Source organism: Nocardia sp. NPDC060259, from assembly GCF_042728775.1.
Classification (GTDB): Bacteria; Actinomycetota; Actinomycetes; order Mycobacteriales; family Mycobacteriaceae; genus Nocardia.
This window is the reverse complement of sequence record NZ_JBHXAY010000089.1, coordinates 1-23,387: the sequence shown is the minus strand read 5'-3', so window position 1 is coordinate 23,387 and position 23,387 is coordinate 1. Positions and strand designations below refer to the sequence as shown.

Here is a 23,387-nt window from a genome sequence, read left to right as displayed (position 1 = left end):
CGCTCAGCCGCAGGCATTGACCCATTCGGACAGGCCGTCGGCGAACAGCTGCCGCTTCCAGATCGGCACCTCGTGCTTGATCCGGTCGACGAGTTCGGCGCAGACGGTGAACGCCTCGGCCCGATGCGGCGCGGCGACCGCGACGACGATCGCCAGATCGCCGATGGTGAGCGAACCGATGCGATGGGTCGCGGCGACCGGAAGCCCGTGCGCGGCAGCGACTTCGGCGCAGATGGCAGTCAGGAACCGCTCGGCCTGCGGGTGGGCGGAGTACTCCAGCGAGGTTACGGCCTGGCCGCTGTCGTGATTGCGCACCTTGCCGGTGAAAACGACGACAGCGCCGAATTCCGGTCCGTCGACAGCACTTTCGACGGCGATGGGATCGAGCGCCTGATCGCTGATCGCGGTCAGGCGCACCGCGCCGTGGTCATTCATGGTCGCCGCCTCCGGCTACTTGCGCGAGCAGATGGTCCAACAGTGGTTCCAGGACCGCGATCCCGTCCTTCACCCCGCCCGGCGATCCGGGCAGGTTGACCACGACGGTGTGGCCCGCCAGTCCCGCGACACCCCGGCTGAGCGCGGCGAGCGGGAACTTCGCGGTGCCACGCTGCCGGATGGCGTCGGCGACACCGGGCAGTTCGCGGTCGAGGACGGCGCGGGTGGCCTCGGGGGTGGCATCGGTGGGTGAGGCGCCGGTGCCGCCGGTGGTGATCACCAGCGCGGGTCCGCCGAGCAGCGCGTCGGCCAGGCCGGTCGCGATGTCGGCATCGGCGTACACGAGCGGACCACGCACCGAGAAGTCTTGCGCTGTCAGCCATTCGGTGAGCACCGGTCCGGTGGTGTCGACGCGGGTGCCCGCCGCCGCACCGGTGGACGCGACCACGACCACCGCGGAACGCGAATCGCGCACGGAGACCGCGTGTTCGGTCGCCATCGCGGTGCCGATCGGTGTGGCGGTCGCCGGGGCGAGCTCCTCGATGCCGTCGGCAGGTGCCGCATCCGGCGCGGATCCGGTGTCGACCTGGGCCAACCGGCTCAGCGCCTCGCCGGAGGGTTCGGCTTCCGGCCGCACCCAATGCCCGTGCTTCCCACCTTCTTTGGTGAGCAACCGCACCCCGTTCATCACGGCGGCTGGATCGACGGCCTTCACCATGTCGTGCAACGTGAGCCCCGCCACGGCGACGGCGGTCAGCGCCTCCATCTCGACCCCGGTCGGCCCGGTGGTCTTCGCGGTCGCCTCCACCGTGATGGTCGTCTCGGTGAACCCGAACTCCACCTTCACCGACGACAGCGCCAGCTGGTGGCACAGCGGGATCAGCTCGGAAGTCTTCTTGGCACCGGCGATTCCGGCCAGCCGCGCCGTCGACAGCACGTCCGCCTTGGGCATGCCCTCGGCCCGGACGAGCGCGACGACCTCGGCGGTGGTCTGCAATTCGCCTGCGGCAACGGCGATCCGGGCGGTATCGGCCTTGGCGCTGACATCGACCATGCGTGCCCGACCCTCGCGGTCGACGTGGGACAACTCGCTCATAGTTTCAAGATTCGCACAGTGGCACCAGCGGGCAGCGAGGTGACCTCGGCGGGCACATCCACCAGGACATCGGCCCATGCCATGCCGGCGATGAGATGGGAGCCGGGGCCCGAGACGACCTCGACGCCGTCGTCGGTCACCAGGCCACGCAGATACTGACGCCGTCCCGCGGGGGAGCGCACCGGCGTCAGCAAGGTCACCTCGGCGGTGGCGGGTGCGGGCAGACCGCCCAGTGCGCGCACCACATCACGGGCGAACACCGAGTAGGACACCGTCGTGCTCACCGGATTCCCGGGGAAGCTGAGCACGGGCACACCGTCGACGACCGTGTATCCCTGCGGCCCGCCCGGCTGCACCGCGACCGAACCGAACGTGCCGCCGAGCGGTTCCAGCACATCCTTGACGACCTCGAAATCGCCCTTGGACACCCCACCGGAGGTGAAGACGAGATCGGCGGCGGCGACCGCGGCGCGCAGCACGGCGGTGAACTCCGCCGGATCGTCGGTGCTGTGCGCGACCTCGACGACCTCGGCACCGTCGGCCCGCAAGGCAGCGGCCAGCGCGATGCCGTTCGAGTTGTAGATCTGTCCCGGCGCCAGTTCGGCCCCGGCGGGCTGGAGTTCGTCGCCGGTGGTGATGCAGACAGCCCGTAGTCGGCTCAGTACCGGCACACTCGGCAGGCCGACGGCCGCCAGCGCGGCGATGTGCCGGGGCGCGAGCACGGTGCCCGCCTTGGCGACGAGCTCACCGGCGCGCACATCGGTACCGGCCTCCCGCACGAACTCGCCGCGACCGCGACCACGCTCGACGACGATCCGGCCCTCGCCCGCCTGCACGTCCTCGACCGGGACGACACAGTCGGCGCCGGGCGGAATCGGCGCACCGGTCATCACCTTGAGCGCCGAACCCGCGGGCAGCGCCGCCGTTCCCGGCTTGCCCGCCGCGACGACACCGGCGACCGGCAAGGTCACCGGGGTGACGGTGACATCGGCGGCGCGCACCGCGTATCCGTCCATCGCCGAGTTCCGGAACACCGGGAGGTCGATGGGTGATGCCACATCGGCCGAGAGCACGCGGCCGAGCGCATCGGGCACCGGCACCTGTTCATCGGCGCGGTCGGCGAGGTGGGCCAGCAGCGCGGCGACGGTGTCGCGGTACTCGTCGACGCTGCGCGCCGACGCGGTGGCGGGCCGGGGAGTCATGCTGCCAGCCTAATCGCCGTCCGACCGGCGAGTTCTTCCCGCGTCGCTCACAGCGTCCGAGCGGGGGTGGTGAGCTGTCGACTTCGTGACAGATCGGCGCTCCGCACCGTTCGCGCCGGGCTCGACGAGTCATACTGTAGGAATGACGCTGGTCGAAATGGGGATACCCGCTGTGCGATCGGAGCGGCCTTCCCTCGACGGCCGGCCCGAGACGCCGCTCCTCGTCGACCGCTTCGGCCGGGTCGCGCGCGATCTGCGGGTCTCCATCACCGAGAAGTGCTCGCTGCGCTGTACCTATTGCATGCCCGAGGAAGGGCTGCCGCCGATCCCGCGCGAGGAGCTGCTCAGCGCCGACGAGATCGTGCGGCTGGTCTCGCTCGCGGTGCGCGAACTCGGCGTGCGCGAGGTCCGCTTCACCGGCGGCGAGCCGCTGATGCGCCGCGAGCTCGAGGAGATCATCGCGGGCTGTCACGCGGCCGTGCCGGGCACGCCGCTGGCGATGACGACCAACGGCGTCGGTCTCGAACACCGCGCGCACGCCCTCGCGAAGGCGGGCCTGAGCAGGGTCAATGTCTCCCTCGACACCGTCGACCGGGTCGATTTCACCCGGCTGACCCGCCGCGACCGGCTCGAATCGGTGCTCAACGGTATCCGTGCCGCCCGCGACGCCGGCCTGGCTCCGGTGAAGGTGAACGCGGTCCTGATGCGCCAGAACCTGGCCGGTGCGCCGAACCTGCTCGCGTGGTGCCTGGCCGAACAGTGCGAGCTGCGGTTCATCGAGGAGATGCCGCTCGACGCCGACCACGAGTGGGCGCGCACCAACATGGTGACCGCGGCCGACCTCCTGGACGTGCTCGGCGAGCGGTTCGCACTCACCGAGGTCGGTCGCTCCGATCCCTCGGCGCCGGCCGAGAAGTGGCTGGTCGACGGAGGGCCGGCGACGGTCGGCATCATTGCCACCGTCACCCGCAAGTTCTGCGACAGCTGCGACCGCACCCGGCTCACCGCCGACGGCATGCTGCGCTCGTGCCTGTTCAGCGACCAGGAGTTCGACGTGCGGACCGCGCTGCGCGCCGGCGCCGACGACGACGAGGTCGCCGAGCTGTGGCGCGGCGCGATGTGGCAGAAATGGGCTGGTCATGGCATCGACGCCGCCGGCTTCGTCCCCCCGGAACGCACGATGGGAGCCATCGGTGGTTGAGGTCCGCTACTTCGCCGCGATCGCCGACGCCGTCGGCAAGAACACCGAATCACTCGAACTCCCGCCCGGCGCGACCGTCGCCGATCTGCGCGCCACCCTCGCCGCCACCTACGGCTCCGAGGTCGACTCCCTCGTCGGCGTCTGCGCGTTCCTGATCGGCGACGAACTCACCCGCGACCCGTCTGCCATGCTCCGCGACCGCGTCGACGTCCTGCCCCCCTTCGCGGGCGGCTAGCCACGTGGTCCAGAGCAAAGCCCCCGACGTCGCCACCTACCTGGCCGAACTCCGCGACGACCGCCGCGCGGCCCTGACCCGCCTGCGCGAGCTCTGCCGGACCGAGCTCCCCGGTTTCGCCGAGGTCATGGCCCACGGCATGCCCGTCTACGAACGCGACGGCGTCGGCGAGATCGCCTTCGCCAGCCAGAAGCAGTACATCTCCTTCTACCTGCTGCGCTCCGACGTCCGCGCCGCCTTCGACGACCGCCTGTCGACCCAGGACATGGGCAAAGGCTGCCTCCGGTTCCGCAACCCGGCCGAGATCGACTTCGACCTGGTGCGAGACCTCTTGCGCGCCACCGCCTCCGGCGACGGCGCCGTCATCTGCTGATACTCAGCGCCACCAGGTGTCGAGGGGGGTCACCGGGACGGTGCGCTTGTGGCGGGTGTTGGTGAAGATCGACTCGACACGGGCGGCGACCTCGGGAGTGACGTCCTTGCCTTCGAGGTAGTCGTCGATTTCGGCGTAGCGCAGGCCGAGGGCTTCCTCGTCGGGCAGGGCGGGGCGGTCGTCCTCGAGGTCGGCGGTGGGGACCTTGGACCAGATGGTCGACGGTGCGCCCAGTTCCTGTAGCAGGGCAGCGCCCTGACGCTTGGTGAGACCGGTGAGCGGGGTCAGGTCGACGCCGCCGTCACCGAACTTGGTGAAGAACCCGGTGACCGCCTCCGCGGCGTGATCGGTGCCGACCACCAGCAGGTTCTCCTGCCCGGCCAGCGCGTACTGGGCGACCATCCGCTCGCGGGCCTTGATATTGCCGCGCACGAAATCGCGCAGCCGCTCGTGATCGAGCGCGCCAGCGACCTCGGCGGCCACCGAGTCGGCGCCGGGCCGGATGTTCACCACGACCGACCGATCGGGGTCGATGAAGTTCAGGGCGGTCTGGGCATCGTGTTCGTCGGCCTGGACGCCGTAGGGCAGGCGCACGGCGAGGAACTTCGCCTCGATGCCGTCGGCGCGCAGCTCCTCGACGGCGAGCTGGCACAGCCTGCCCGCGAGCGCACTGTCCTGGCCGCCGCTGATGCCGAGGGCGAAGCCCGCGGCGGGGGTGGAGTTCAGGTAGTCCTTGAGGAAATCGACGCGACGGCGGACCTCCTGCTTCGGCTCGATCTCCGGCAGCACGCCCAACTCGGCGATGATCTGTTCACGCAGTGTCCCCATGCGGCCTCACTCTACTTGTGTGGCAGCCGAAACGACCCGGCGAACGAGCCATTCCCAGTTGTCGCCGATCTGAGCACGGGTGTAGCCCAGGATGGCGATCTGGTGAATGACCAGCGCCGCCGACAGCGTCGACAGCAGCGTGTCGGCGATCAGCGGCAGCTCCCCGCTCACCCCCGCCGCGCGCAACAGCAGCACGACATGCGCCTTGTGCAGGCCGTACGGCCCACCGCCGAAACGCCCCTTCTCCTCGGCCGCCCGGTGCAGATCGCCCTCGACCTCGATGTCGAGCAGCCGGGTCCGCCCGAACGCGATCAGCCGCTCGACCGGGCTCGCGTCGGGGCCGAGCGGGGCTGGTCCGAACATGAACGCGGCCTGGAACTTCTGTTCGGAGTGGTCGAGCAGGGCCAGCATCAGCCCGGTGCGATTGCCGAACCGGCGGAAGACGGTGCCCTTGCCGACGCCCGCGCGCTTGGCGACGGCATCCATCGTCAGCCCGGCGACCCCGTGCTCGCGCACCAGCTGCTGGGCCGCGTCGAGCAGCAGCGCCCGGTTGCGGGCGGCGTCGGCGCGCTCGATCGGCTCGGCATTGCCGGGCAGCGGCTGCCCGATCGGCAGCAACGGCGGCCCGTCCGACCTGGGTGTGCTGTAGCTCACGCCGCTCACACGTCCTCCGCGGGAAGTAATCGGACTGGGGTCCGGTTAATGTCGGATGAAACTTCGATCATCCCACTGAGTACACCAGGAGTCGTCATGGCCGGGACCCGCATCCTCACTCTCGTCGGAAGCCTGCGCGCGGGCTCGATCAACCGCAGGCTCGCCGAGGCGGCTGTGCAGACCGCGCCCGACGGCGTCGAGATCGCGATCTACGAGGGTCTCGGTGAGATCCCGTTCTACAACGAGGACCTGGACGTCCCCGGCTCGGTCCCCGCGCGGGCCCAGGCGCTGCGCGACGCGGTCGCCGCGGCCGACGGCGTCCTGCTGGTCACCCCCGAATACAACGGCACCCTGCCCGCCGTGCTGAAGAACGCCATCGACTGGGCCTCGCGCCCGTACGGCGCCGGCGCGATCAAGGGCAAGCCGGTCGCCGTCGTGAGCGCGTCGATCAGCCCGCGGGCGGCCGAGTGGGCCCACGGTGACGCGGTCAAGGCCGTCGGTGTCGCGGGCGGCGTCGTCGTCGAGGCGGCCACCGCGCGTTTCGGCACCATCGGCGAGCGCTTCGGTCAGACCCATCCGGCCCAGGACGCCGAGGCGCTGACCCAGCTCGGCGCCACCGTCCACGAGCTGGTCGCCGCTGCTGAGGGCGAGCTCGTCAGGGCGTAAGCTGTCGGTCGGCTCGAACGGGGCGTCGCATCCATCGCGGAGGCGACGCCCCTTCGCTGTCTGCGAAGTTTGCTGAAGACTCGCCGGGATGCAAAATCGTGATCTGGACCACTGTTTTCCCTGCGTGTCGATCGCGCGTCCTGGGACTTACCGCGTCGGAATTACATCTGTGCGACTCGCAACACCTTGTGTTGTTCCAATCTGTCGGCCACTAGGTGTAGTGTCTCCAGTACTGGAAGACGGTGTGAAGCCACCACTGATCGGGCCCAAGGGAAGGGGTTACGAGCAGGGCTTTCTTCGCCAGATCCAGGAGTTTGCGCAGCATCACCGTTCGTGCACTGCATACGGATCACAGGCTGTGGATCAGGCATAGGAGAGAGGGACTCTAGATGACCATCACCGTGTACACCAAGCCCGCTTGCGTCCAGTGCAATGCCACCTACAAGGCGCTCGACAAGGCCGGGGTGGACTACGAGATCATCGACATCTCCGAGAACGCCGACGCGCGTGACTACGTCATGGCGCTCGGCTACCTGCAGGCGCCCGTCGTCGTCGCGGGCGAGGATCACTGGTCGGGCTTCCGTCCCGACCGCATCAAGTCGCTCGCGGTCGCGGCCGCCTAGGACTTCGCTGGAAGGAGGCGTCATGCCCGAGCGGATCACTCCGGGCGGGCTGGTCTACTTCTCCAGCGCTTCGGAGAACACTCATCGTTTCGTCGAGAAGCTGGGCCTCCCGGCTACTCGGCTACCACTGCACACCGCTGATTCGCTGCGCGTCGACGAACCCTACGTGCTGATCACTCCTACATACGGGGGTGGTCGGCACGTCATGGGTGGGCAACGGTCCGACAAGGACCTCGTACCGCGGCAGGTCGCCAAGTTCCTCAACGACCCGCACAACCGCGCCCTGCTGCGCGGGGTGATCGCGGCCGGCAACACGAACTTCGGCGATACCTATTGCGCCGCAGGCGACATCATCTCGCGCAAGTGCGGGGTGCCATACCTGTATCGCTTCGAACTCATGGGAACCGCTGAGGACGTCGTGCGCGTCCGAGAGGGATTGGGATTGTTTTGGCAACAGCAACCACAGCACCGACCGGCAAGACTGCCCGCCTAGAGCAGGCCGCGGTGCGCGCCGACGCGGGCGAGGTCCTCGACTACCACGCCCTCAACGCGATGCTGAACCTGTACGGCCCCGACGGCAAGATCCAGTTCGACAAGGACCGCGAGGCCGCACACCAGTACTTCTTGCAGCACGTCAACCAGAACACGGTCTTCTTCCACAACCTGGACGAGAAGCTGGACTACCTGGTCAAGGAGAACTACTACGAGACCGAGGTTCTCGACCAGTACAGCCGCGGGTACATCAAGGCCCTGTTCCAGCAGGCCTACGCCAAGAAGTTCCGGTTCCCCACCTTCCTCGGCGCGTTCAAGTACTACACCTCGTACACGCTGAAGACCTTCGACGGGAAGCGCTACCTGGAGCGTTTCGAGGACCGCGTCGTCATGGTCGCGCTGACGCTGGCCGCGGGCGACGAGGTACTGGCGAGCAAGCTGGTCGACGAGATCATCGACGGTCGTTTCCAGCCCGCCACCCCGACCTTCCTCAACTCCGGCAAGAAGCAGCGCGGCGAGCCCGTGTCCTGCTTCCTGCTGCGCATCGAGGACAACATGGAGTCCATCGGGCGCTCCATCAACTCCGCGCTGCAGCTGTCCAAGCGCGGTGGCGGAGTCGCGCTGCTGCTCAGCAACATTCGTGAGCACGGCGCGCCGATCAAGAAGATCGAGAACCAGAGCTCGGGTGTCATCCCGATCATGAAGCTGCTGGAAGACTCGTTCTCCTACGCCAACCAGCTGGGCGCGCGGCAGGGCGCGGGCGCGGTGTACCTGCACGCGCATCACCCCGACATCTACCGTTTCCTCGACACCAAGCGCGAGAACGCGGACGAGAAGATCCGCATCAAGACGCTCTCGCTGGGCGTGGTGATCCCAGACATCACCTTCGAGCTGGCGAAGAAGAACGAGGACATGTACCTGTTCTCGCCGTACGACGTCGAGCGCATCTACGGCAAGCCGTTCGCCGATGTCGACGTCACCGAGAAGTACTACGAGATGGTCGACGACAAGCGCATCCGCAAGTCGAAGATCAAGGCGCGCGAGTTCTTCCAGACCATCGCCGAGCTGCAGTTCGAGTCGGGCTACCCCTACATCATGTTCGAGGACACGGTGAACCGGGCGAACCCGATCAAGGGCAAGATCACCCACTCGAACCTGTGCTCGGAGATCCTGCAGGTCTCCACCCCCTCGGAATTCAACGATGATCTGTCGTATTCCAAGGTGGGCAAGGACATTTCGTGCAACCTGGGCTCGCTCAATATCGCCAAGGCGATGGACTCGCCCGACTTCGGCCAGACCATCGAGACCTCGATCCGCGCGCTGACCGCGGTGTCGGATCAGACCCACATCTACTCGGTGCCCTCGATCGAGCAGGGCAACAACGAGTCCCACGCCATCGGCCTCGGCCAGATGAACCTGCACGGGTACCTGGCGCGTGAGCGGGTCCACTACGGCTCCGAAGAAGGCGTGGATTTCACCAACATCTACTTCTATACCGTTGTCTACCACGCGATCCGGGCCTCGAACCTGATCGCCAAGGAGCGCGGCACCGCCTTCGGTGGATTCGCCGACTCCAAGTACGCCAGCGGCGAGTACTTCGACAAGTACACCGATCAGGCGTGGGAGCCCAAGACCGACAAGGTCGCCCAGCTCTTCGCCGACGCGGGCGTGCACATCCCCACCCAGGAAGACTGGCGTGAGCTGAAGGCCTCGGTGCAGGAGTTCGGCATCTACAACCAGAACCTGCAGGCCGTCCCGCCGACCGGTTCGATCTCCTACATCAACCACTCCACCAGCTCGATCCACCCGGTGGCGTCGAAGATCGAGATCCGCAAGGAAGGCAAGATCGGCCGCGTCTACTACCCGGCCCCGTACCTCGACAACGACAACCTCGAGTACTACGACGACGCCTACGAAATCGGCTACGAGAAGATCATCGACACCTACGCCGCCGCCACCCAGCACGTAGACCAGGGCCTGTCCCTGACCCTGTTCTTCAAGGACACCGCCACCACCCGCGACCTCAACAGGGCCCAGATCTACGCCTGGCGCAAGGGCATCAAGACCCTCTACTACATCCGCCTGCGGCAAATGGCTCTGGAGGGGACCGAGGTGGAGGGCTGCGTCAGCTGCATGTTGTGAGCCTCGCTAACAAACCTCGCTGACAACTTGGCGCAAAGGAACGGGGAAACCCGACTACGGGCGGACAGCCGGCGTCGAGACTCGGGACCAGGCGAAACCGAGCGATCCCAAACCTGAGACCGATAGTCGTCAGCCGATGCTGCCGAAGACGTCGAAGCAGCACCAGCCGCCGCGGAACCACTGGACGGTCAGCTGCCAGAACGTGGGGTGCGTGCCGTCGGCGTGGCGGAGCTGGAGGCCGAACGAGCACTTGCCGATGGTCGAGCGGGTGAGTCGTTGGACGACTGTGCGGTGCAGAAAGGACGCGCCCAGCCAGGCGGCGATGCCGTACAGGACGGCGGTCGCACCGGGTGCGAGGTACCAGGTGGTGGCGCCGATCGCGGCGTGCAGTGTCATGTCGATGAGGAAGGCGGGGATGACGCCGGTCTCGTCGCCGGTGGAAGTGCGTCCGGTGAGCGGGAATTCGTCCTTCGGGCGCGTGGGTTCTCCCGTCTCGGGTGCGACGTATGTCAGTCGCCCGTCTGCGTCGCGCTCGTATCCGCCGTTCCTTGCCGCGCGTCGGGGCGGTGCTGCATATGTCATGTGACTCAGCGTGGTCGACACCGCTTAACAAGCACCCGGTGCCGACCTTGCCGACCTGGTCGCGGTGGCGGGTCAGCCCGCGGAACCGCTGGACAGCCAGGGGAATCCGGAGGACGATCCGCTGCCACCGCCGGTGGGCAGCTCGGCGCCCGCCGACCCGGGACGGTGGATGCGGACGGTGACCGGGTCGGTGCCGTCGGCCTCCACGGTGACGATGCGCGCGCCTGCCGCCGAGGTGACCCGACCGCCGGTCACTCGCACCTCGTACTCGTCGGGATGGAAGAGGTCGGAGACGTAGATCTCGGTCGGTGCCGAGGCGGCGCGCGGACGGTACCGGTAGGCGAAATCACCGGTGGCGGAATCGAAGATCATCGCGTCTGGTGTGCCAGCTGTGGCCTGCGGATAGGTGCGGACCAGTTCGCGGCCGACATCCCCACGGAACGGGTCGCCCTCGCCCGCGCTGTAATGCCAGTAGTGCCAACCGATGAAGCGTTCGTCGGCGCGAGTGGTGGTGTTGCGCAATACCGTCGGATCGCCGTCGCCGAATTCGGTGACCATCGTGGGGATGTCGGTGCGGTCGGTGAAAGAGTCGATATTGGACCAGGTCTTGTCCTGCTGCACCGAGCACACCGCGCGCAGTTCCTCGGGCAGGTCGAGATAGATGGCGAGCTGGCTGGGGATGCAGTAGTCGTGCGGCGAGAACACGATGTCGGTGCTGGTGATCGGGGGGTTCTTGCCGAGATGGCTCGGCATCGTCTCGTTCCAGGTGACATTGGGCTCCCAGAACACCGGCACGTCGGCATTGCGGGCTCGCACCGCGTCGGTCAATCGTTGCAGTGCGCGTTGATATTTCGCGTCGAACTCCGGGCAGCCGTTCGGGAAGCAGGTGAGAAACGGTGTGCCGGGCCATGGTTCGTTGAGCAGTTCGATGCCGAGTACACTCGCCCGGCCGTTCATCCGCTCGGCCAGCGCGCCCAGCGCGTTCCCGAGATGATCCAGCACGCCGTTGGTGTTGTTCCATACCTCGTCCCAGCCCGCGTTCATGCTCGGCATGAGGTAGTAGAGCGGGAAACCCGGATTCGGTTCACCCTCGGCGGGCCGGGCCCGGATCGCCCATTCGGGGAAGCCGTTGCCACCCCAGATCTCCGACAGCCCGTCTTGGTGGTTGTCGAGCAGGGTGTAGATCCCGTGTGCCGCAAGGGTGTCCACGACGGCTTCGACCCGGTCCAGGTAGGCGGTGTCGACCAGGCCTTCGGTTGGCATCAGCCCGTCGAACGACACCCCAAGCCGCACCGTGTTGAACCCGTGCCGGGCCAGGGTCGCCGCCGACGCGTCGGTCAGGGTGAACCCGTCGCCGGGCATCAGATAGGGCGCGTTCTTGTCGACATTGTTCACTCCGTGCAGCAAGACGGTGCGCCCGAACCCGTCGACCAGCGTCGCCCCGTCGGCCCGCAATGGCGTCAACTCCGCCGCCGGCTCGGCTCCGACCCTCGCACTCCCGGCCGCGACCACCCCCAGCACCAGCGCGGCCACCGCGGTCAGCCGCAACCCACGCCCCGGCCGACCGAGCCGCCGAAACCCCGTGTCCGCCATGTACTTCCCTCGATCCTCAGGTGGACACTCGTCCAGTTGAACGTATGTCCAGATCCGTTGGCGAGTGAACATAGCCGCCGGCCCTCGATGTGGTCAAGGCCACATCCCGGTGAGTGCGCGCCACGCCTAGGCGGTCGGCTCGGCCGACGGCGGATCGGCTTCAGCCTCGGCACCGCGACTCTCGACCTCGGCCCCGGCGCCTCCGCTGTCGGCCGTTGCCTCGACGTCGCTGCTCGCGACTTCGGCCCGACTGCTCTCGGCCATTCGCCAGATCTCCCGGCCGGTGAGTTCGGGGAAGGCGGTGCTCAGTAGTACGGCGGTGGCGAAGCGGTCGCGGGCGCGCGGGTCGAGGATGGAGCTCGCGTGGCGGAGCGCTTCGGCGCGGGCGGCGGTGGTGGCGATGCGTTCGGCGTACTTGTCGGCCCGGAGGCTGGCGCCGCGCGACTGCCAGAACAGCAGGGCGCTGGCCGTGCCGGGCAGCAGGCCGGCGGCCACGGTGGCCAGGCCTTGCTGATCGCCTGGATCGGCGCCGAGCAAGCCGTACATCACCACGCCGATGGCGATGACGCCGCACGCCAGCGAGGCGATGGTGGACATGCGCTGCTGTTGCAGGGCGCTGTGATGATGGTCGATGTCGAGCGCGGAGCGTTGCCGCGCGGCGGCCTCGAGCCAGTCGCCCTCGGTGTCTGCCGTGTCACCCTCGGGCTTGTCGCTGTCGGTGATCGACTCGCTGAGCTGTTTGATGCGCGTACGCGAGCGCCGCGCGTCGAGCAGTTGGAGTGCGGCCGCGTAGGCGGCGCCCACGGTGGTCGAGCCCGCCGCGAGTAGTTCGACGGGCATGATCCCGCTCATCATCGAATCCCCTTCCCACCCTGCCGAGGGCAGGCCCGGTAGGGATCCTACGTCCGCCGCACGCGCCTTCACGGAGCGGGCGGAGATGGAAGACCCGCTATGCGAGGCGAATTCGGCCGTGCGTGCCCCGGTCAGCGCAGTGCCGGGATGACCTCGCGTTCGAAGAGTTCGATGCCGGAGGTGTCGTAGGCGGCTTCGGGGAAGTTGAAGATGGCGTACTCGAGGCCGAGATCCTTGACGGCGGTGAGGCGTTCGATGATCTGGTCGGGGGTGCCGACGGCGGCGCTGGTGTCGAACTGTTCGTGGACACGGGCCTTGGCCTCGTCGGCGCCGAGGAAGGGGGTGAACCGGTCGATGATGGCCGAGAGACGTTCCTGGACTTCGCCTTCGGTGCTGCCGACGACGGCGTTGAAGTTGGAACTGCGGGTGATCGCGGCGAAATCGGTGCCGACCTCGGCGCAGTGCTGACGCAGGATCTCCGACTTGCGGGTGAACTCCGCCGGCTCACCGCTGAAGTTGGTGTAGTTCGCGTACTGCGCGGCGATCCGCAGCGTCTTCTTCTCGCCGCCGCCGGCGATCCAGATCGGGATGCCGTTCTCCTGCAACGGCTTCGGGTGCACGATGGCGTCGTCTACCTGGTAGTATCTGCCGTCGAGGGTGGCCCGGCCCGTCTGCCAGGCCTGGCGGAAGATCTGCACCCCCTCGTCGAGGCGGCCGAGCCGCTCACCGGCGGAGGGGAAGCCGTAACCGTAAGCGCGCCACTCGTGTTCGTACCAGCCGCCGCCGATCCCCATCTCCACCCGGCCGCCGGAGATCAGGTCGACGGTCGCGGCGACCTTGGCCAGGTAGGCGGGGTTGCGGTAGCTCATGGCGGTACACATCTGCCCGAGCCGCACGCGAGAGGTGCTGGCCGCGAACGCCGACATCAGCGTCCACGCCTCGTGGGTGGCTTCGTCGGTGGGAATGGGCACCGTGTGGAAGTGGTCGTAGACCCAGATCGATTCCCAGTCGGAGCCCGCGTCGAACCGCTGGGCCAGCTCGCGCATCACCGCCCATTGGTCCGCCGGTTCGATGCCGACCAGGTCGAGCCGCCAGCCCTGGGGGACGAAGATGCCGAAGCGCACGGGTTTCTCCTCGGTGTGTTGACGTGTCCTGCCTACTTTTCCCACTGCCGCGCACCGAGGCAACCATTGAACGCGCGCCGCGCTGAATTCTGGACCGGCGGTTATTCGCTTGGCGTCGCGGCAGCGAACGGCCATGCTGGCACGGGTATGAACGATATGCGACAACCACGCCTTGGCGTGGACTTCGGCCGGGTCATCCAGGGGGCCGCGCTCGCGCCGGGCGCCGCGGACACGGCATTCCTGTCCGGCGGCTTCGCCGAGGCGATGAACACGCCGCCCACTCCCGACGCCTTCGACGTTCTGGCCCGGCTGGTGACCCGTTTCGGCGGCAATGCCTGGGTGATCTCCAAGTGTGGCCCGCGGATCGAGGAGCGCACCAGGCAGTGGCTCGACCATCACGACTTCGCCGCCCGCACCGGCATCCCCCGTGGCCACCTGCGCTTCTGCCGCTCGCGCGCCGAGAAGGCCCCGCACTGTGCGGAACTGGGCATCACCCACATGATCGACGATCGCCTCGACGTGCACCGAGCCCTGCGCGGCCTGGTGCCACGGCTGTACCTGTTCGGCGCGCAGACCGCGCCTGCCCCCGACTGGCTGTGCCACACGCCCGACTGGCGGTCGGTCGAGCGTGTGGTCGGCGCCGATCTCGACGCCGCGGATCAGGCGTTGGGGTCGCCGTAGGAGGCGGCGATGTCCTTGGAACTGGGCCAGCGGCTGTAGGTCGGCGACTGCGGCCAGCCCTCGGGGCTGTCCTGCCATTCCTCCTGCCTGCCGTAGGGGAGTGCGTCGATCAGGCCGAAGGTGTAGGCGAGCTGTTCGGTGCCGCGGCCGTCGGTGTGCCAGCTGCGGTAGACGGTGTCGCCGTCGCGCAGAAAGGTATTCACCGCGAAGCCCTCGCCGGGGCCAGCGCCCATGTCGGCGCCGAACGGGCTGTCGTGGGTCGAGTACCACGTCATCGTGTTGCCGACCCGCCGCTTGTAGGCGAGGGCCTCGTCGATCGGCCCCTGCGTGACGATCACGAAACGCGCGTCGTAGGCGGCGAGGAAATCCAGCCGCGCGTACTGGGCGGTGAGGCCGGTGCAGCCGGGGCACTGCCAGGTGTTCCCGTCGGTCCACATGTGGTGGTAGGTGATCAGCTGGGAGTGTCCGCCGAAGACGTCGGCGAGCGAAACATCGCTCCCGTCTTCGGCTTTCAGCGTGTAGTCGGGCAGCTGCACGGCGGGCAGGCGCCGACGTGCAGCTGCGACGGCGTCGAGTTCGCGCGTCGCGGCCTTCTCCCTGATCCGGAGCTTGTCGAGTTCGGTCTGCCAGGTGTCGCGATCGACGATGGTCGGTAGTGCGGTCATGCGGACCACTCCTTCAATGTGTACGGCGTGCACATTTGATATGTTCACACCGTACACTTCGTCGGAAGGGAGTTCAACAGTTGGCCTACCACCACGGTGACCTCGCCGCGGCGCTGGTCGAGGCCGGGCTGGAACTCACCAGGTCGGGCGGTCCCGACGCGCTGACGATCCGTGAGGTCACGCGCCGTGTCGGTGTCACGCCGAATGCCGCCTACCGGCACTTTCCCGACCGGCAGGCGCTGCTGCGCGCGGTGTCGGCCGCGATCGAGGCCGCGATGGCGACGGGGATGGCGGCCGAGCGCGGCTTGGTAGCGCCGCGGGAAAGCCTGCGCGCGGTCGGCCTCGGCTACATCGGATTCGCGCTGGCCGAGCCGGGCTGGTTCGCGGTCGCGTTCTTCGGCGCCGGCGACACCTCGCCGGAGTCGGTCCTCGCCTCGCCCGCCTATCTCGCGCTGGCCGACGCGCTCGACATGATGGTGCACATCGGCGATCTCGCGCCCGCGGCGCGCCAGGCAGCGACCTGGAGTTGCTGGTCCACGGTGCACGGATTCGCCGAACTCGCCCTGCGTGGGCCGCTGCGTCACCTCGACCGCTCCGAGCTGTGGAAGCTCGCCGAGCAGGCGGTCGACACGATCATCGCGGGGCTGCCGCGGATGGTGTGATCGGGGTCACTGTGACCAGTGGTACGTCGGTGTAAAGATGAAACGTTCGGGCTCCGCATGTACTCTGCAGGTGGAAGGGTGTGCCCGGGTGGGTACTCCAGGCGATCTGCATCGGCGAAGGCCTGCAGCGACTGCGAGGAGGTGGTGTTGCCATGCGCAGCGAACCCCCCAGTCGAAGGCCGCGCGGCGTCGCCCCTTCGTCCTCTCACTGATTTCCGGCCGATTCGGTTCGGCTGTGCGTGACGGTCGTGGCGGTGGACGCCCGCGGTGTGCAACACCGTCTCCCGATCCACTCTCGTAGCATCCACGCGGCCCGGCCGCGGGCATGCGCGCTGTCGCGCCAGAGGACTGTCCCATGTCGCAGATCGATCTCGTCGAAGCACGTCACGTAGCCACCGATACCGTTGTGCCGGAAGCGGATTCGCCGCGCACCGACCAGCCCGCCGTCGCCGAGGACCACTCGGTGACCGAGGCGCTGGAGATCCTGTCGGAATCGGTGCGCCACCTCGTCGAGACCCACCGGGTCGACGGCGCGATGGACTGGCTCGACAGCCGCCCGCCGCACGTCATCGCCGACGCGCTGGCCCGGATGGACGCCGTGCAGGCGGGCGTGGTGTTCCGGCTGCTCGACAAGGACCGCGCGATCACCGTGTTCGAGGAACTCGAGCCGGTGGATCAGCAGCAGATCCTGCAGGGCCTGCGCGAGAAGAGCTTCCGCGATCTCGTCGAGGCGATGGACCCCGACGACCGCGCCCGCATGCTGCACGAAGCCCCCGCCAAGGTGGCCAAGAAGGTCCTGGCCGGACTGAGCCCGCGCGAGCGCCGGATGACCGCCGCGCTGCTCGGCTACCCGGAGGGCTCGGTCGGCCTGTACATGACGCCGGAAGTCGTTGCGCTGCCGGACAATCTGACCGTCGCCCAGGCGCTGGCCTGGGTGCGGGCCAAGGGCGGCAACGCCGAGACCGTGTACACACTGCCCGTCGTCGACTGCGGTCGCCGGCTCACCGGCATCGTCGAACTGCGCGAGCTGGTGCTGCACGCGCCGGAGGCGATGGTGTCCGAACTCGTCGTCACCGAACCGGCTTTCGTGCGCGCCACCGACTCCGCCGAGAAGGCCGCGCGCCTGATGAGCTCGACCAACGACATCAACCTGGTCGTCGTCGACAGCGAGGACCGGGTCGTCGGGCTGCTCACCATCGACGACGCGATGGAGGTGCTCGAGGCCGCCGACAGCGAGGACGTCGCCAAGCAGGCCGGTTCGGCGCCGTGGGAGGGCCACTACATGGCCGCCAAGGTGTTCCAGCTGGCGCGTTACCGGGCGCTGTGGCTGATGCTGCTGCTGTTCGCCGCCACGCTGACCGTCAGTGTCACCGACGTGTTCTCGACGACCCTCGAGCAGGCGGCGAGTCTGGCGCTGTTCATCCCGCTGCTGATCGGCGCGGGTGGCAACGCGGGCGCGCAGGCCGCGACCGCGTGTGTGCGCGCGCTGGCCGTCGGCGAGGTGCGTGTCTCGGACCTGTTCAAGGTGATCTGGCGCGAATGCCGGGTGGGCCTGGTGCTGGGCAGCATGCTGGCCGCGGCCGGTCTGTTGATCGGCACGCTGTTCGTCGGGCCGAAGATCGCGATCGTCGTGGCCATCACCCTGGTGATCATCTGCGGCTGGGCGGCGACCATCGGCGGCACGATGCCGTTGCTGGCCAAGAAGTTCCGTATCGACCCCGCGGTCGTGTCGGCGCCGATGGTGACCACCCTGGTCGACGCGACCGGCCTGATCATCTACTTCACCACCGCCAAGCTCGTGCTGGGGATCTGAGTTCAGCCCGGCGGGAACAGGGTGAGCGCCTTGGCCATCACGTCCCTGGCGACATCGTCGGTGGCCGCGACCACTTCGACGATGGGGATGCGCCTGCCGAACGCGGTCGACTCGGCAGGTAGCTCGGGGCCGACGGCGGCGGTGTAGATCGGAATCCTGTTGTCGTAGACCGAGACCGACCGGTGCACGGTGCGGCCGTCGATGTGCTCCTCGGTGCTGTTGGCGGCCAGGTATTCGGGGACGCGGTACTCGTAGCCGACGGTGATCTTCTCGCCGCGGTAGCTGAACAGGCACTGGGTGAGGCGCTGCTCGTCGGATGGCACGGCGCCGGCGAGCTTGCCGCGGACCGTGCACGGGTCGGCGCCGAGCAGCACGGTCGGCACGGTGTCGGGGGAGGTGCCCTGGGGTGGCGACTGCAGCCAGCGCTCGATCATGCCGGGAATCAGTTCGTCGGCGACGGTGCACGGGTTCCTGCCGGGCGTGGACAGGCCGAGATAGAACGTGGCGCCTGCGGGGAAGTGGGCGGTCGCGCCGCAGGCGCGTGGCTCGCCCGCGTCGCGGTCGGGGACCAGGCGCACGGTCACGTCGCCGAGTTGTTTCGTCACGCCCCTGCCGCCAGGGGTGAGCCCGGTCAGCAGGGTGGCGTGCCAGGTCAGCGTCGTGCTCTCGCCCGGTGTGGCGCTGCCCAGAATCGCCCGGCACGAATCCAGGCCGACGGTGACGCTCTTGATGTCACCGAGGTGCCCCATCGCCTCGCGCGGCAGCACCGCGCACACATCGACCTGGCGCGTCGCCTGGGCCACCTCGTCGCGTTGCTGCTGGTTCTGCGGAACCTTCGACCAGAACTCCGGTGGCTGGGCCGGGATCAACGGGGCGGGCGGTGGTGGCAGCGTCCCGTAATCGGGAGCCTGGTCCGCATCGTCACCGCAGCCGGCGCAGACAAGCAACGCGGCAGCGGCGAGCACCATCCTGCGATACATCGGCACCCCTGTCCTCGGCGGACCCGGGCCGGACCAGCACCCGATCCACCCGAGTCTGCCCGCGCGGGCAATCCGGCCGCAAACATCCCGGACGGGTCGTTCTCAGAACGTTGTGACCGCCGCGGGCATCAGTTCAGCAGGGGCAGCGTTTCGCGCATGATCTTCTCGGCGACGGCGGAATCGGCCGTGACCGAGACCGTCGGCACCCGGGGTCCGAGCAGGGCGTCGGTCGCGCCCGCGGCGAGCGGCGGTCCGGCGACGGCGGACAGCGACGCGATGCCTGGCTGCGCTCCCGCCGTATCGAACCGGTACACCTGCCTGGCGCCGACCGTGAACGCGGGCAGATCATCGAGGATCGTGCGTTCCTCGTTGTAGTCGTAGGTGATGATCGCGTCGTGGCCGTCCACGGTCAGCTTGCAGGTGGTGACCCGCTGGTCGGCCACCGGCACCCGCACGCCGAGGAACGGGGCGACAGCGCACGGGTCGGCCCCGGTGACCACCGTCCGATCCGAGTCGGGGGAGCTGCCCTGAGCCGGTTCCGTACGCCACTGCACCAGCGCGATCCGCAGCAGCGCCTCGGTCGTGGCACACGCGTCCCGCGGCGCCCGCACGCTCATCGACAGATCGGCGCCGGACACGAACCGCGCCCACGCCTGACAGCTCCCACGCACCTGCGGATCGTCGGACTGCGCCGGTTCGTCGTCGAACAGCACCCGCACATCACCCATGGCCTGCTCGGTCACCGGCGCGTCCATCGTCGGCTCACCGGAGAACATCACCCCGGCACTCCAGGTCGCGTCGATCCCGGTCAAATGCCCGTCCACGGCGATATTCACCCGGCACTGATCCGGCCCGACATTGTCCACCGTCCGCACCTGCCCCAGCCCACCGAGCGCCGCCCGCGGCAGCAACGCACACACATCGATCGCCCGCACCTTCCGCAACACCGCGATCTTCTCCTGATCGGAAACCGCCGCGGTGGACCAGAACCCACCCCGCGGCATGCCGTCGCCCGCCGGCTCGCTCTGACACGCGACCAATGCCAGGGCTGCGGCAGTGAGCAGGATCGTCGGTCGCACAGTGGGTCCCCTTCGGTTCGGAGCGGTCAGGAGGCAGGAAACATCGTGAAGATCTGTCGCAGTACGTCTTTCGCGACGTCTTCGGATTCCGCGGCAACATTCACCACCGGCACAGGGCTGCCGAGGAGGCTGCTCGTCGCAGGCCCGAGCTCCGGTCCGACCACGACGGTGGCGCTGGCGTCCAGGATATGCACGACCCGGCCGTCGACGGTCTGCTCGTTCCGGCTCAGCAGTCCGCGGCCGCGGATCTCGTAGCTGACGACGACATCCTCACCGCGGTAGGTGAATCCGCAAGAGTTGAGGGTGGGCACACCGAAAGGTCCGGTGCCATCGAGATGCGCGCGGACGGCGCACGGGTCGGCGCCGTGCAGCGCGGTGCGCTTGGTGTCGGGTGAGGTGCCCTGTGGTGGACTTGTCAGCCACCGTCGCACGGCGCCATCGACCAGGGATTCCAGGCGCGCACACCCATCGGTTGTTGTCGGAGTGGTTGTCTGGAAGTAGATGGCGGCACCGGAGCGGAACTTCGCGGTGGCATTGCAGGTCTTCTCGTTACTCAGGTCCAGGGCCGAGGGCAGTATCGACAGGGTCACCTCGCCGAGTTGTTTCACGGTCGCGCCCGGCTGCGGGATATCACCGAACACGACCAGCGATGACCAGCTCACCTTGTCCTCGGTCGCGCCGGGCGAGGTCAGTTCGACACGGCAGGAGTCGGTTTGGTCGTTCTCGACGGTCTTCACCTCGCCGAGCGCGGCCAGTTCCGAGCGCGGAACCAGCGCGCAGACGTCGATCAGCCGGGCCCGCGCCGAAACCTCGGCCCGCTGCTCGTCGGTCTGCGGAACCGTCGACCAGAACGACGCGTCGACCGGTGGCAGCGTGGTCGTTGTAGGGGTCGCCGCGGTGGGGGAGGCCTGGTCGGTCCCGCACCCGCTGAGGGCGATGGCTGCCGCTATGAGCAGGATGAGCTGTCGCACGGGGGTCTCCTCCTCGGTGTCGGTCAGATTGCAGGGAAGAGCTCGGCGGTGTGGCCGAGGACTTCTCGGAGGACGGCGGGGTCGCGGCCCATCAGCTTGACGACCGGCACGCGGGGACCCAGCGTCGATGGTGGTTCCGCCGACGTCAGCGGTGGCCCGAGAATCGCCCCGTACCACGAGGTTTCGGTGAGACTGCGCAGGTCGTAGCCAGGATGCCCGTTGACGACCAGGATCGGGTCGCCCTGGGCCACGATGCCACGCTGGTTGTAGAGGTACTGCAGATCGACCGTGGTGCCCCGGTACTCGAACACACACGCGTGCAGGTACTGCTTGTCCGCCGGGGTGGAGACGCCGAGCCGGGACAGCACGGCGCAGGGATCGGCATCGGCTAGCCGGGTCTTCGGAGTATCCGGCGAGGTGCCGACTACGGGCTGAGTGCGGAGCCGGTCGAGCGTACCGGGCAGCACCCGGTCGACCACGGCGCACGGCTCGTCGGCGACGGGGGTCGACACCTGCAGGAAGACACCGACGGTGGCTGGGAACCACGAGGTCGCCATGCAGGAATGGATCTGAACGCCCGGGTCCGGCTCGGAGTCCCGTTCAGAGACGACCGTCGCGTCCCCGATGCGGCTCTCGACACCACCCGGGAATTTGTCCGGCGCGTCGGCGGACACCGTCAACGACCAGCTCAGCCGGGTCTTCTCGGCGAACTCGGTCGAATTCAGCTCCGCGGCACAGGTATCGGGGGCGCTCGCCGCCACGCTGAGCACCGTGCCGAGCTCGCCGAGCGTCTCGCGCGGGATCAACGCGCAGGGATCGATGGCGCGGGCGGCGGCCAGGACGGCCAGCCGCTGCTCGTCGGTGTCCGGCGCGGTGTTCCAGGCGATCGGCGGACGCACGGTCACCGGTCGCGGATCCTCACACGCTGTCGAACCGAGCAACAGCGCCACCGGAACGGCGGCTCCTATGAGACGGCGAAGCATGAACGATCCCCCTGCGGTGATGCCCGTCCGGCGTGGACGCACGAGCCGCAGTTTGCCGGGTGCTGGGTGTGAATGCAAAGCGCTGGAGTGGCCGGATTCACCCGGGGCGGGGTTCCCGCACGCATGGGGCGAATCACTGGTGAGGCGATGGTGGCGCGGCGGCGGTCGTGGCGCACAATAGGGGCCGCGTGTGTGGTGCGGGCGCTCGGTCGAGGAGGCCGGGTTCGACGCGCCGCAACACAAGCTGTTGTGCTTACTGGCGTTGTCACCCACTACGAGTAGTGTTCAGGGTGAAGGGCTCGTGCACGGCGGCGGTGCGGGTCAAGGGTCTGGCGGAAAGGTGTGGAGGCGGAATGAAGCTCATCGATCGGGTAAGCGCCATCAATTGGAATCGGGTGCCCGATGAGAAGGACGCCGAGGTCTGGGATCGCCTGACCGGCAACTTCTGGCTGCCGGAGAAGGTCCCGGTGTCCAACGACATCCCCTCCTGGAACACCCTGACCACCGACGAGAAGCAGCTCACCATGCGGGTCTTCACCGGCCTGACGCTGCTGGACACCATCCAGGGCACCGTCGGCGCGGTCTCGCTGATCCCGGACGCGCTGACCCCGCACGAGGAGGCGGTGTACACCAACATCGCGTTCATGGAGTCGGTGCACGCCAAGAGCTACAGCTCCATCTTCTCCACCCTGTGCTCCACCAAGGAGATCGACGAGGCGTTCCGCTGGTCGGAGGAGAACCGCAACCTGCAGCGCAAGGCGGAGATCGTCCTGTCGTACTACAACGGCGAGGACCCGCTCAAGCGCAAGGTCGCCTCCACGCTGCTGGAGAGCTTCCTGTTCTACTCCGGCTTCTACCTGCCGATGCACTGGTCCTCGCGGGCCAAGCTGACCAACACCGCCGACATGATCCGCCTGATCATCCGCGACGAGGCCGTGCACGGCTACTACATCGGCTACAAGTACCAGAAGGGCCTCGAGCTGGTCTCCCAGGCCGAGCGCGACGAGCTCAAGAACTACACCTTCGAGCTGCTCTTCGAGCTCTACGACAACGAGGTCGACTACACCCAGGACCTCTACGACGAGGTCGGACTCACCGAGGACGTCAAGAAGTTCCTGCGGTACAACGCCAACAAGGCGCTGATGAACCTCGGCTACGAGGGCCTGTTCCCGAAGGACGAGTGCGAGGTGAACCCGGCGATCCTGTCGGCGCTGTCGCCCAACGCCGACGAGAACCACGACTTCTTCTCCGGCTCGGGCTCGAGCTACGTCATCGGCAAGGCGGTCAACACCGAGGACGAGGACTGGGCTTTCTGACCGAATCAGGTCCATGACGACGGCGGCGCACCCCTGCTTCTCCTCCTGATAGGTGAATTTCCCGGGCTCCTCGGCCGGGCGCTGCCCGGCTTGGCCCGGGGGCCGCCCGGACCTCAGGCTGCGGCGAGCGGTTACCGCC

25 protein-coding genes are annotated in these 23,387 nt (G+C 68.1%); 11 read left to right on the top strand and 14 right to left on the bottom strand.

The features are described 5' to 3' along the window. Positions 1-3: 3 nt before the first annotated feature. The 3 genes from ACFWF2_RS26010 to glp are packed head-to-tail and all read right to left on the bottom strand — an operon-like array spanning position 4 to position 2,733. Positions 4-435 carry a molybdenum cofactor biosynthesis protein MoaE gene (locus tag ACFWF2_RS26010; RefSeq protein WP_379310064.1) on the bottom strand — a complete coding sequence of 144 codons (432 nt, stop codon included), beginning with the start codon at positions 433-435 and terminating at the stop codon, positions 4-6. Beyond that, positions 428-1,531 (bottom strand): bifunctional molybdenum cofactor biosynthesis protein MoaC/MoaB, encoded by a 1,104-nt coding sequence (gene moaCB / locus ACFWF2_RS26005; RefSeq protein ID WP_379310063.1) that lies wholly within the window; start codon positions 1,529-1,531, stop codon positions 428-430. Before moaCB ends, ACFWF2_RS26010 begins: the two co-directional genes overlap by 8 nt. Beyond that, the gene (gene glp / locus ACFWF2_RS26000; RefSeq protein ID WP_379310062.1) at positions 1,528-2,733 is read right to left on the bottom strand and encodes a gephyrin-like molybdotransferase Glp; all 1,206 of its coding nucleotides are present in this window, start codon (positions 2,731-2,733) and stop codon (positions 1,528-1,530) included. The genes moaCB and glp overlap by 4 nt, the downstream gene beginning before the upstream one ends. 142 nt (positions 2,734-2,875) lie before the next feature. On the opposite strand from glp, the gene moaA reads away from it, so the two are divergent. The 3 genes from moaA to ACFWF2_RS25985 are packed head-to-tail and all read left to right on the top strand — an operon-like array spanning position 2,876 to position 4,542. Continuing rightward, positions 2,876-3,934, top strand: coding sequence for a GTP 3',8-cyclase MoaA (moaA, locus tag ACFWF2_RS25995; protein ID WP_379310061.1), 1,059 nt, complete (start codon positions 2,876-2,878; stop codon positions 3,932-3,934). Then, entirely contained in the window at positions 3,927-4,169 is a 243-nt protein-coding gene (locus ACFWF2_RS25990) for a MoaD/ThiS family protein (protein ID WP_189027138.1), read from the top strand. The genes moaA and ACFWF2_RS25990 overlap by 8 nt, the downstream gene beginning before the upstream one ends. A 4-nt stretch (positions 4,170-4,173) precedes the next feature. Beyond that, positions 4,174-4,542, top strand: a complete 369-nt coding sequence (locus ACFWF2_RS25985) for an iron chaperone (protein WP_379310060.1) — start codon at positions 4,174-4,176, stop codon at positions 4,540-4,542. A gap of 3 nt (positions 4,543-4,545) precedes the next feature. Here the strand turns inward: ACFWF2_RS25985 and nadE are convergent, their stop codons facing one another. Then, positions 4,546-5,370 carry an ammonia-dependent NAD(+) synthetase gene (gene nadE / locus ACFWF2_RS25980; RefSeq protein WP_379310059.1) on the bottom strand — a complete coding sequence of 275 codons (825 nt, stop codon included), beginning with the start codon at positions 5,368-5,370 and terminating at the stop codon, positions 4,546-4,548. Positions 5,371-5,376: 6 nt separating this feature from the next. Beyond that, complete coding sequence (locus tag ACFWF2_RS25975) at positions 5,377-6,024, bottom strand: TetR/AcrR family transcriptional regulator (protein WP_379310058.1); 648 nt, start codon at positions 6,022-6,024, stop codon at positions 5,377-5,379. A 96-nt stretch (positions 6,025-6,120) separates the two neighbouring features. Here ACFWF2_RS25975 and ACFWF2_RS25970 point away from each other — a divergent pair, with 96 nt between their 5' ends. The 4 genes from ACFWF2_RS25970 to nrdE all read left to right on the top strand — a co-directional run bounded on the left by ACFWF2_RS25970 (position 6,121) and on the right by nrdE (position 9,947). Next, positions 6,121-6,690 carry an NADPH-dependent FMN reductase gene (locus ACFWF2_RS25970; RefSeq protein ID WP_379310057.1) on the top strand — a complete coding sequence of 190 codons (570 nt, stop codon included), beginning with the start codon at positions 6,121-6,123 and terminating at the stop codon, positions 6,688-6,690. A gap of 389 nt (positions 6,691-7,079) precedes the next feature. Beyond that, entirely contained in the window at positions 7,080-7,313 is a 234-nt protein-coding gene (locus tag ACFWF2_RS25965) for a redoxin NrdH (protein ID WP_378849797.1), read from the top strand. Positions 7,314-7,335: 22 nt separating this feature from the next. After that, the gene (gene nrdI, locus ACFWF2_RS25960) at positions 7,336-7,806 is read left to right on the top strand and encodes a class Ib ribonucleoside-diphosphate reductase assembly flavoprotein NrdI (RefSeq protein ID WP_189027151.1); all 471 of its coding nucleotides are present in this window, start codon (positions 7,336-7,338) and stop codon (positions 7,804-7,806) included. Positions 7,807-7,865: 59 nt separating this feature from the next. Continuing rightward, positions 7,866-9,947: a class 1b ribonucleoside-diphosphate reductase subunit alpha gene (nrdE, locus tag ACFWF2_RS25955; RefSeq protein ID WP_379310071.1), complete on the top strand. Its 2,082-nt coding sequence runs from the start codon at positions 7,866-7,868 to the stop codon at positions 9,945-9,947. A gap of 129 nt (positions 9,948-10,076) precedes the next feature. Here the strand turns inward: nrdE and ACFWF2_RS25950 are convergent, their stop codons facing one another. The 4 genes from ACFWF2_RS25950 to ACFWF2_RS25935 all read right to left on the bottom strand — a co-directional run bounded on the left by ACFWF2_RS25950 (position 10,077) and on the right by ACFWF2_RS25935 (position 14,098). Beyond that, positions 10,077-10,529, bottom strand: coding sequence for an RDD family protein (locus tag ACFWF2_RS25950; protein ID WP_379310056.1), 453 nt, complete (start codon positions 10,527-10,529; stop codon positions 10,077-10,079). 72 nt (positions 10,530-10,601) lie between these two features. Beyond that, on the bottom strand, positions 10,602-12,122 hold the full coding sequence (locus tag ACFWF2_RS25945) for a cellulase family glycosylhydrolase (RefSeq protein WP_379310055.1): 1,521 nt from the start codon (positions 12,120-12,122) through the stop codon (positions 10,602-10,604). Positions 12,123-12,248: 126 nt separating this feature from the next. After that, positions 12,249-12,974 (bottom strand): hypothetical protein, encoded by a 726-nt coding sequence (locus ACFWF2_RS25940; RefSeq protein ID WP_379310054.1) that lies wholly within the window; start codon positions 12,972-12,974, stop codon positions 12,249-12,251. Positions 12,975-13,105: 131 nt separating this feature from the next. Further along, positions 13,106-14,098: an LLM class F420-dependent oxidoreductase gene (locus ACFWF2_RS25935; protein ID WP_379310053.1), complete on the bottom strand. Its 993-nt coding sequence runs from the start codon at positions 14,096-14,098 to the stop codon at positions 13,106-13,108. Between the two features lie 147 nt (positions 14,099-14,245). Between ACFWF2_RS25935 and ACFWF2_RS25930 the strand changes: the two genes are divergently transcribed. Next, positions 14,246-14,779, top strand: coding sequence for a hypothetical protein (locus ACFWF2_RS25930; protein ID WP_379310052.1), 534 nt, complete (start codon positions 14,246-14,248; stop codon positions 14,777-14,779). Here the strand turns inward: ACFWF2_RS25930 and ACFWF2_RS25925 are convergent. Beyond that, on the bottom strand, positions 14,758-15,444 hold the full coding sequence (locus ACFWF2_RS25925; RefSeq protein WP_379310051.1) for a DUF899 domain-containing protein: 687 nt from the start codon (positions 15,442-15,444) through the stop codon (positions 14,758-14,760). The genes ACFWF2_RS25930 and ACFWF2_RS25925 overlap by 22 nt on opposite strands. An 80-nt stretch (positions 15,445-15,524) precedes the next feature. Between ACFWF2_RS25925 and ACFWF2_RS25920 the strand changes: the two genes are divergently transcribed. Beyond that, a complete protein-coding gene (locus tag ACFWF2_RS25920) occupies positions 15,525-16,106 on the top strand; it encodes a TetR/AcrR family transcriptional regulator (RefSeq protein ID WP_379310050.1) in 582 nt (193 codons plus the stop codon). Positions 16,107-16,461: 355 nt separating this feature from the next. Continuing rightward, positions 16,462-17,919 carry a magnesium transporter gene (mgtE, locus tag ACFWF2_RS25915; protein ID WP_379310049.1) on the top strand — a complete coding sequence of 486 codons (1,458 nt, stop codon included), beginning with the start codon at positions 16,462-16,464 and terminating at the stop codon, positions 17,917-17,919. A 2-nt stretch (positions 17,920-17,921) separates the two neighbouring features. Here mgtE and ACFWF2_RS25910 read toward each other — a convergent pair whose 3' ends face one another. The 4 genes from ACFWF2_RS25910 to ACFWF2_RS25895 all read right to left on the bottom strand — a co-directional run bounded on the left by ACFWF2_RS25910 (position 17,922) and on the right by ACFWF2_RS25895 (position 21,854). Then, a complete protein-coding gene (locus tag ACFWF2_RS25910; protein ID WP_379310048.1) occupies positions 17,922-18,899 on the bottom strand; it encodes a peptidase in 978 nt (325 codons plus the stop codon). A 128-nt stretch (positions 18,900-19,027) separates the two neighbouring features. Beyond that, a complete protein-coding gene (locus ACFWF2_RS25905; RefSeq protein WP_379310047.1) occupies positions 19,028-19,978 on the bottom strand; it encodes a hypothetical protein in 951 nt (316 codons plus the stop codon). 26 nt (positions 19,979-20,004) lie between these two features. Further along, complete coding sequence (locus ACFWF2_RS25900) at positions 20,005-20,949, bottom strand: peptidase (protein ID WP_379310046.1); 945 nt, start codon at positions 20,947-20,949, stop codon at positions 20,005-20,007. Between the two features lie 23 nt (positions 20,950-20,972). Next, positions 20,973-21,854, bottom strand: coding sequence for a hypothetical protein (locus ACFWF2_RS25895; RefSeq protein ID WP_379310045.1), 882 nt, complete (start codon positions 21,852-21,854; stop codon positions 20,973-20,975). 431 nt (positions 21,855-22,285) lie between these two features. On the opposite strand from ACFWF2_RS25895, the gene nrdF reads away from it, so the two are divergent. Continuing rightward, entirely contained in the window at positions 22,286-23,248 is a 963-nt protein-coding gene (gene nrdF, locus ACFWF2_RS25890; RefSeq protein ID WP_379031470.1) for a class 1b ribonucleoside-diphosphate reductase subunit beta, read from the top strand. Positions 23,249-23,387 lie beyond the last annotated feature (139 nt).

Excerpts from the sequence above, each read along its gene's own strand:
- moaA (WP_379310061.1), top strand. The coding sequence starts at position 2,876 with ATGACGCTGGTCGAAATGGGGATACCCGCTGTGCGATCGGAGCGGCCT.
- ACFWF2_RS25970 (WP_379310057.1), top strand. The coding sequence starts at position 6,121 with ATGGCCGGGACCCGCATCCTCACTCTCGTCGGAAGCCTGCGCGCGGGC.
- ACFWF2_RS25925 (WP_379310051.1), bottom strand. The coding sequence starts at position 15,444 with ATGACCGCACTACCGACCATCGTCGATCGCGACACCTGGCAGACCGAA.
- nrdE (WP_379310071.1), top strand. The coding sequence starts at position 7,866 with ATGCTGAACCTGTACGGCCCCGACGGCAAGATCCAGTTCGACAAGGAC.
- ACFWF2_RS25910 (WP_379310048.1), bottom strand. The coding sequence starts at position 18,899 with ATGTATCGCAGGATGGTGCTCGCCGCTGCCGCGTTGCTTGTCTGCGCC.
- ACFWF2_RS25930 (WP_379310052.1), top strand. The coding sequence starts at position 14,246 with ATGAACGATATGCGACAACCACGCCTTGGCGTGGACTTCGGCCGGGTC.
- ACFWF2_RS25950 (WP_379310056.1), bottom strand. The coding sequence starts at position 10,529 with ATGACATATGCAGCACCGCCCCGACGCGCGGCAAGGAACGGCGGATAC.
- glp (WP_379310062.1), bottom strand. The coding sequence starts at position 2,733 with ATGACTCCCCGGCCCGCCACCGCGTCGGCGCGCAGCGTCGACGAGTAC.
- moaCB (WP_379310063.1), bottom strand. The coding sequence starts at position 1,531 with ATGAGCGAGTTGTCCCACGTCGACCGCGAGGGTCGGGCACGCATGGTC.
- ACFWF2_RS25965 (WP_378849797.1), top strand. The coding sequence starts at position 7,080 with ATGACCATCACCGTGTACACCAAGCCCGCTTGCGTCCAGTGCAATGCC.
- nrdF (WP_379031470.1), top strand. The coding sequence starts at position 22,286 with ATGAAGCTCATCGATCGGGTAAGCGCCATCAATTGGAATCGGGTGCCC.
- ACFWF2_RS26010 (WP_379310064.1), bottom strand. The coding sequence starts at position 435 with ATGAATGACCACGGCGCGGTGCGCCTGACCGCGATCAGCGATCAGGCG.
- ACFWF2_RS25945 (WP_379310055.1), bottom strand. The coding sequence starts at position 12,122 with ATGGCGGACACGGGGTTTCGGCGGCTCGGTCGGCCGGGGCGTGGGTTG.
- nadE (WP_379310059.1), bottom strand. The coding sequence starts at position 5,370 with ATGGGGACACTGCGTGAACAGATCATCGCCGAGTTGGGCGTGCTGCCG.
- nrdI (WP_189027151.1), top strand. The coding sequence starts at position 7,336 with ATGCCCGAGCGGATCACTCCGGGCGGGCTGGTCTACTTCTCCAGCGCT.
- ACFWF2_RS25940 (WP_379310054.1), bottom strand. The coding sequence starts at position 12,974 with ATGAGCGGGATCATGCCCGTCGAACTACTCGCGGCGGGCTCGACCACC.
- mgtE (WP_379310049.1), top strand. The coding sequence starts at position 16,462 with ATGTCGCAGATCGATCTCGTCGAAGCACGTCACGTAGCCACCGATACC.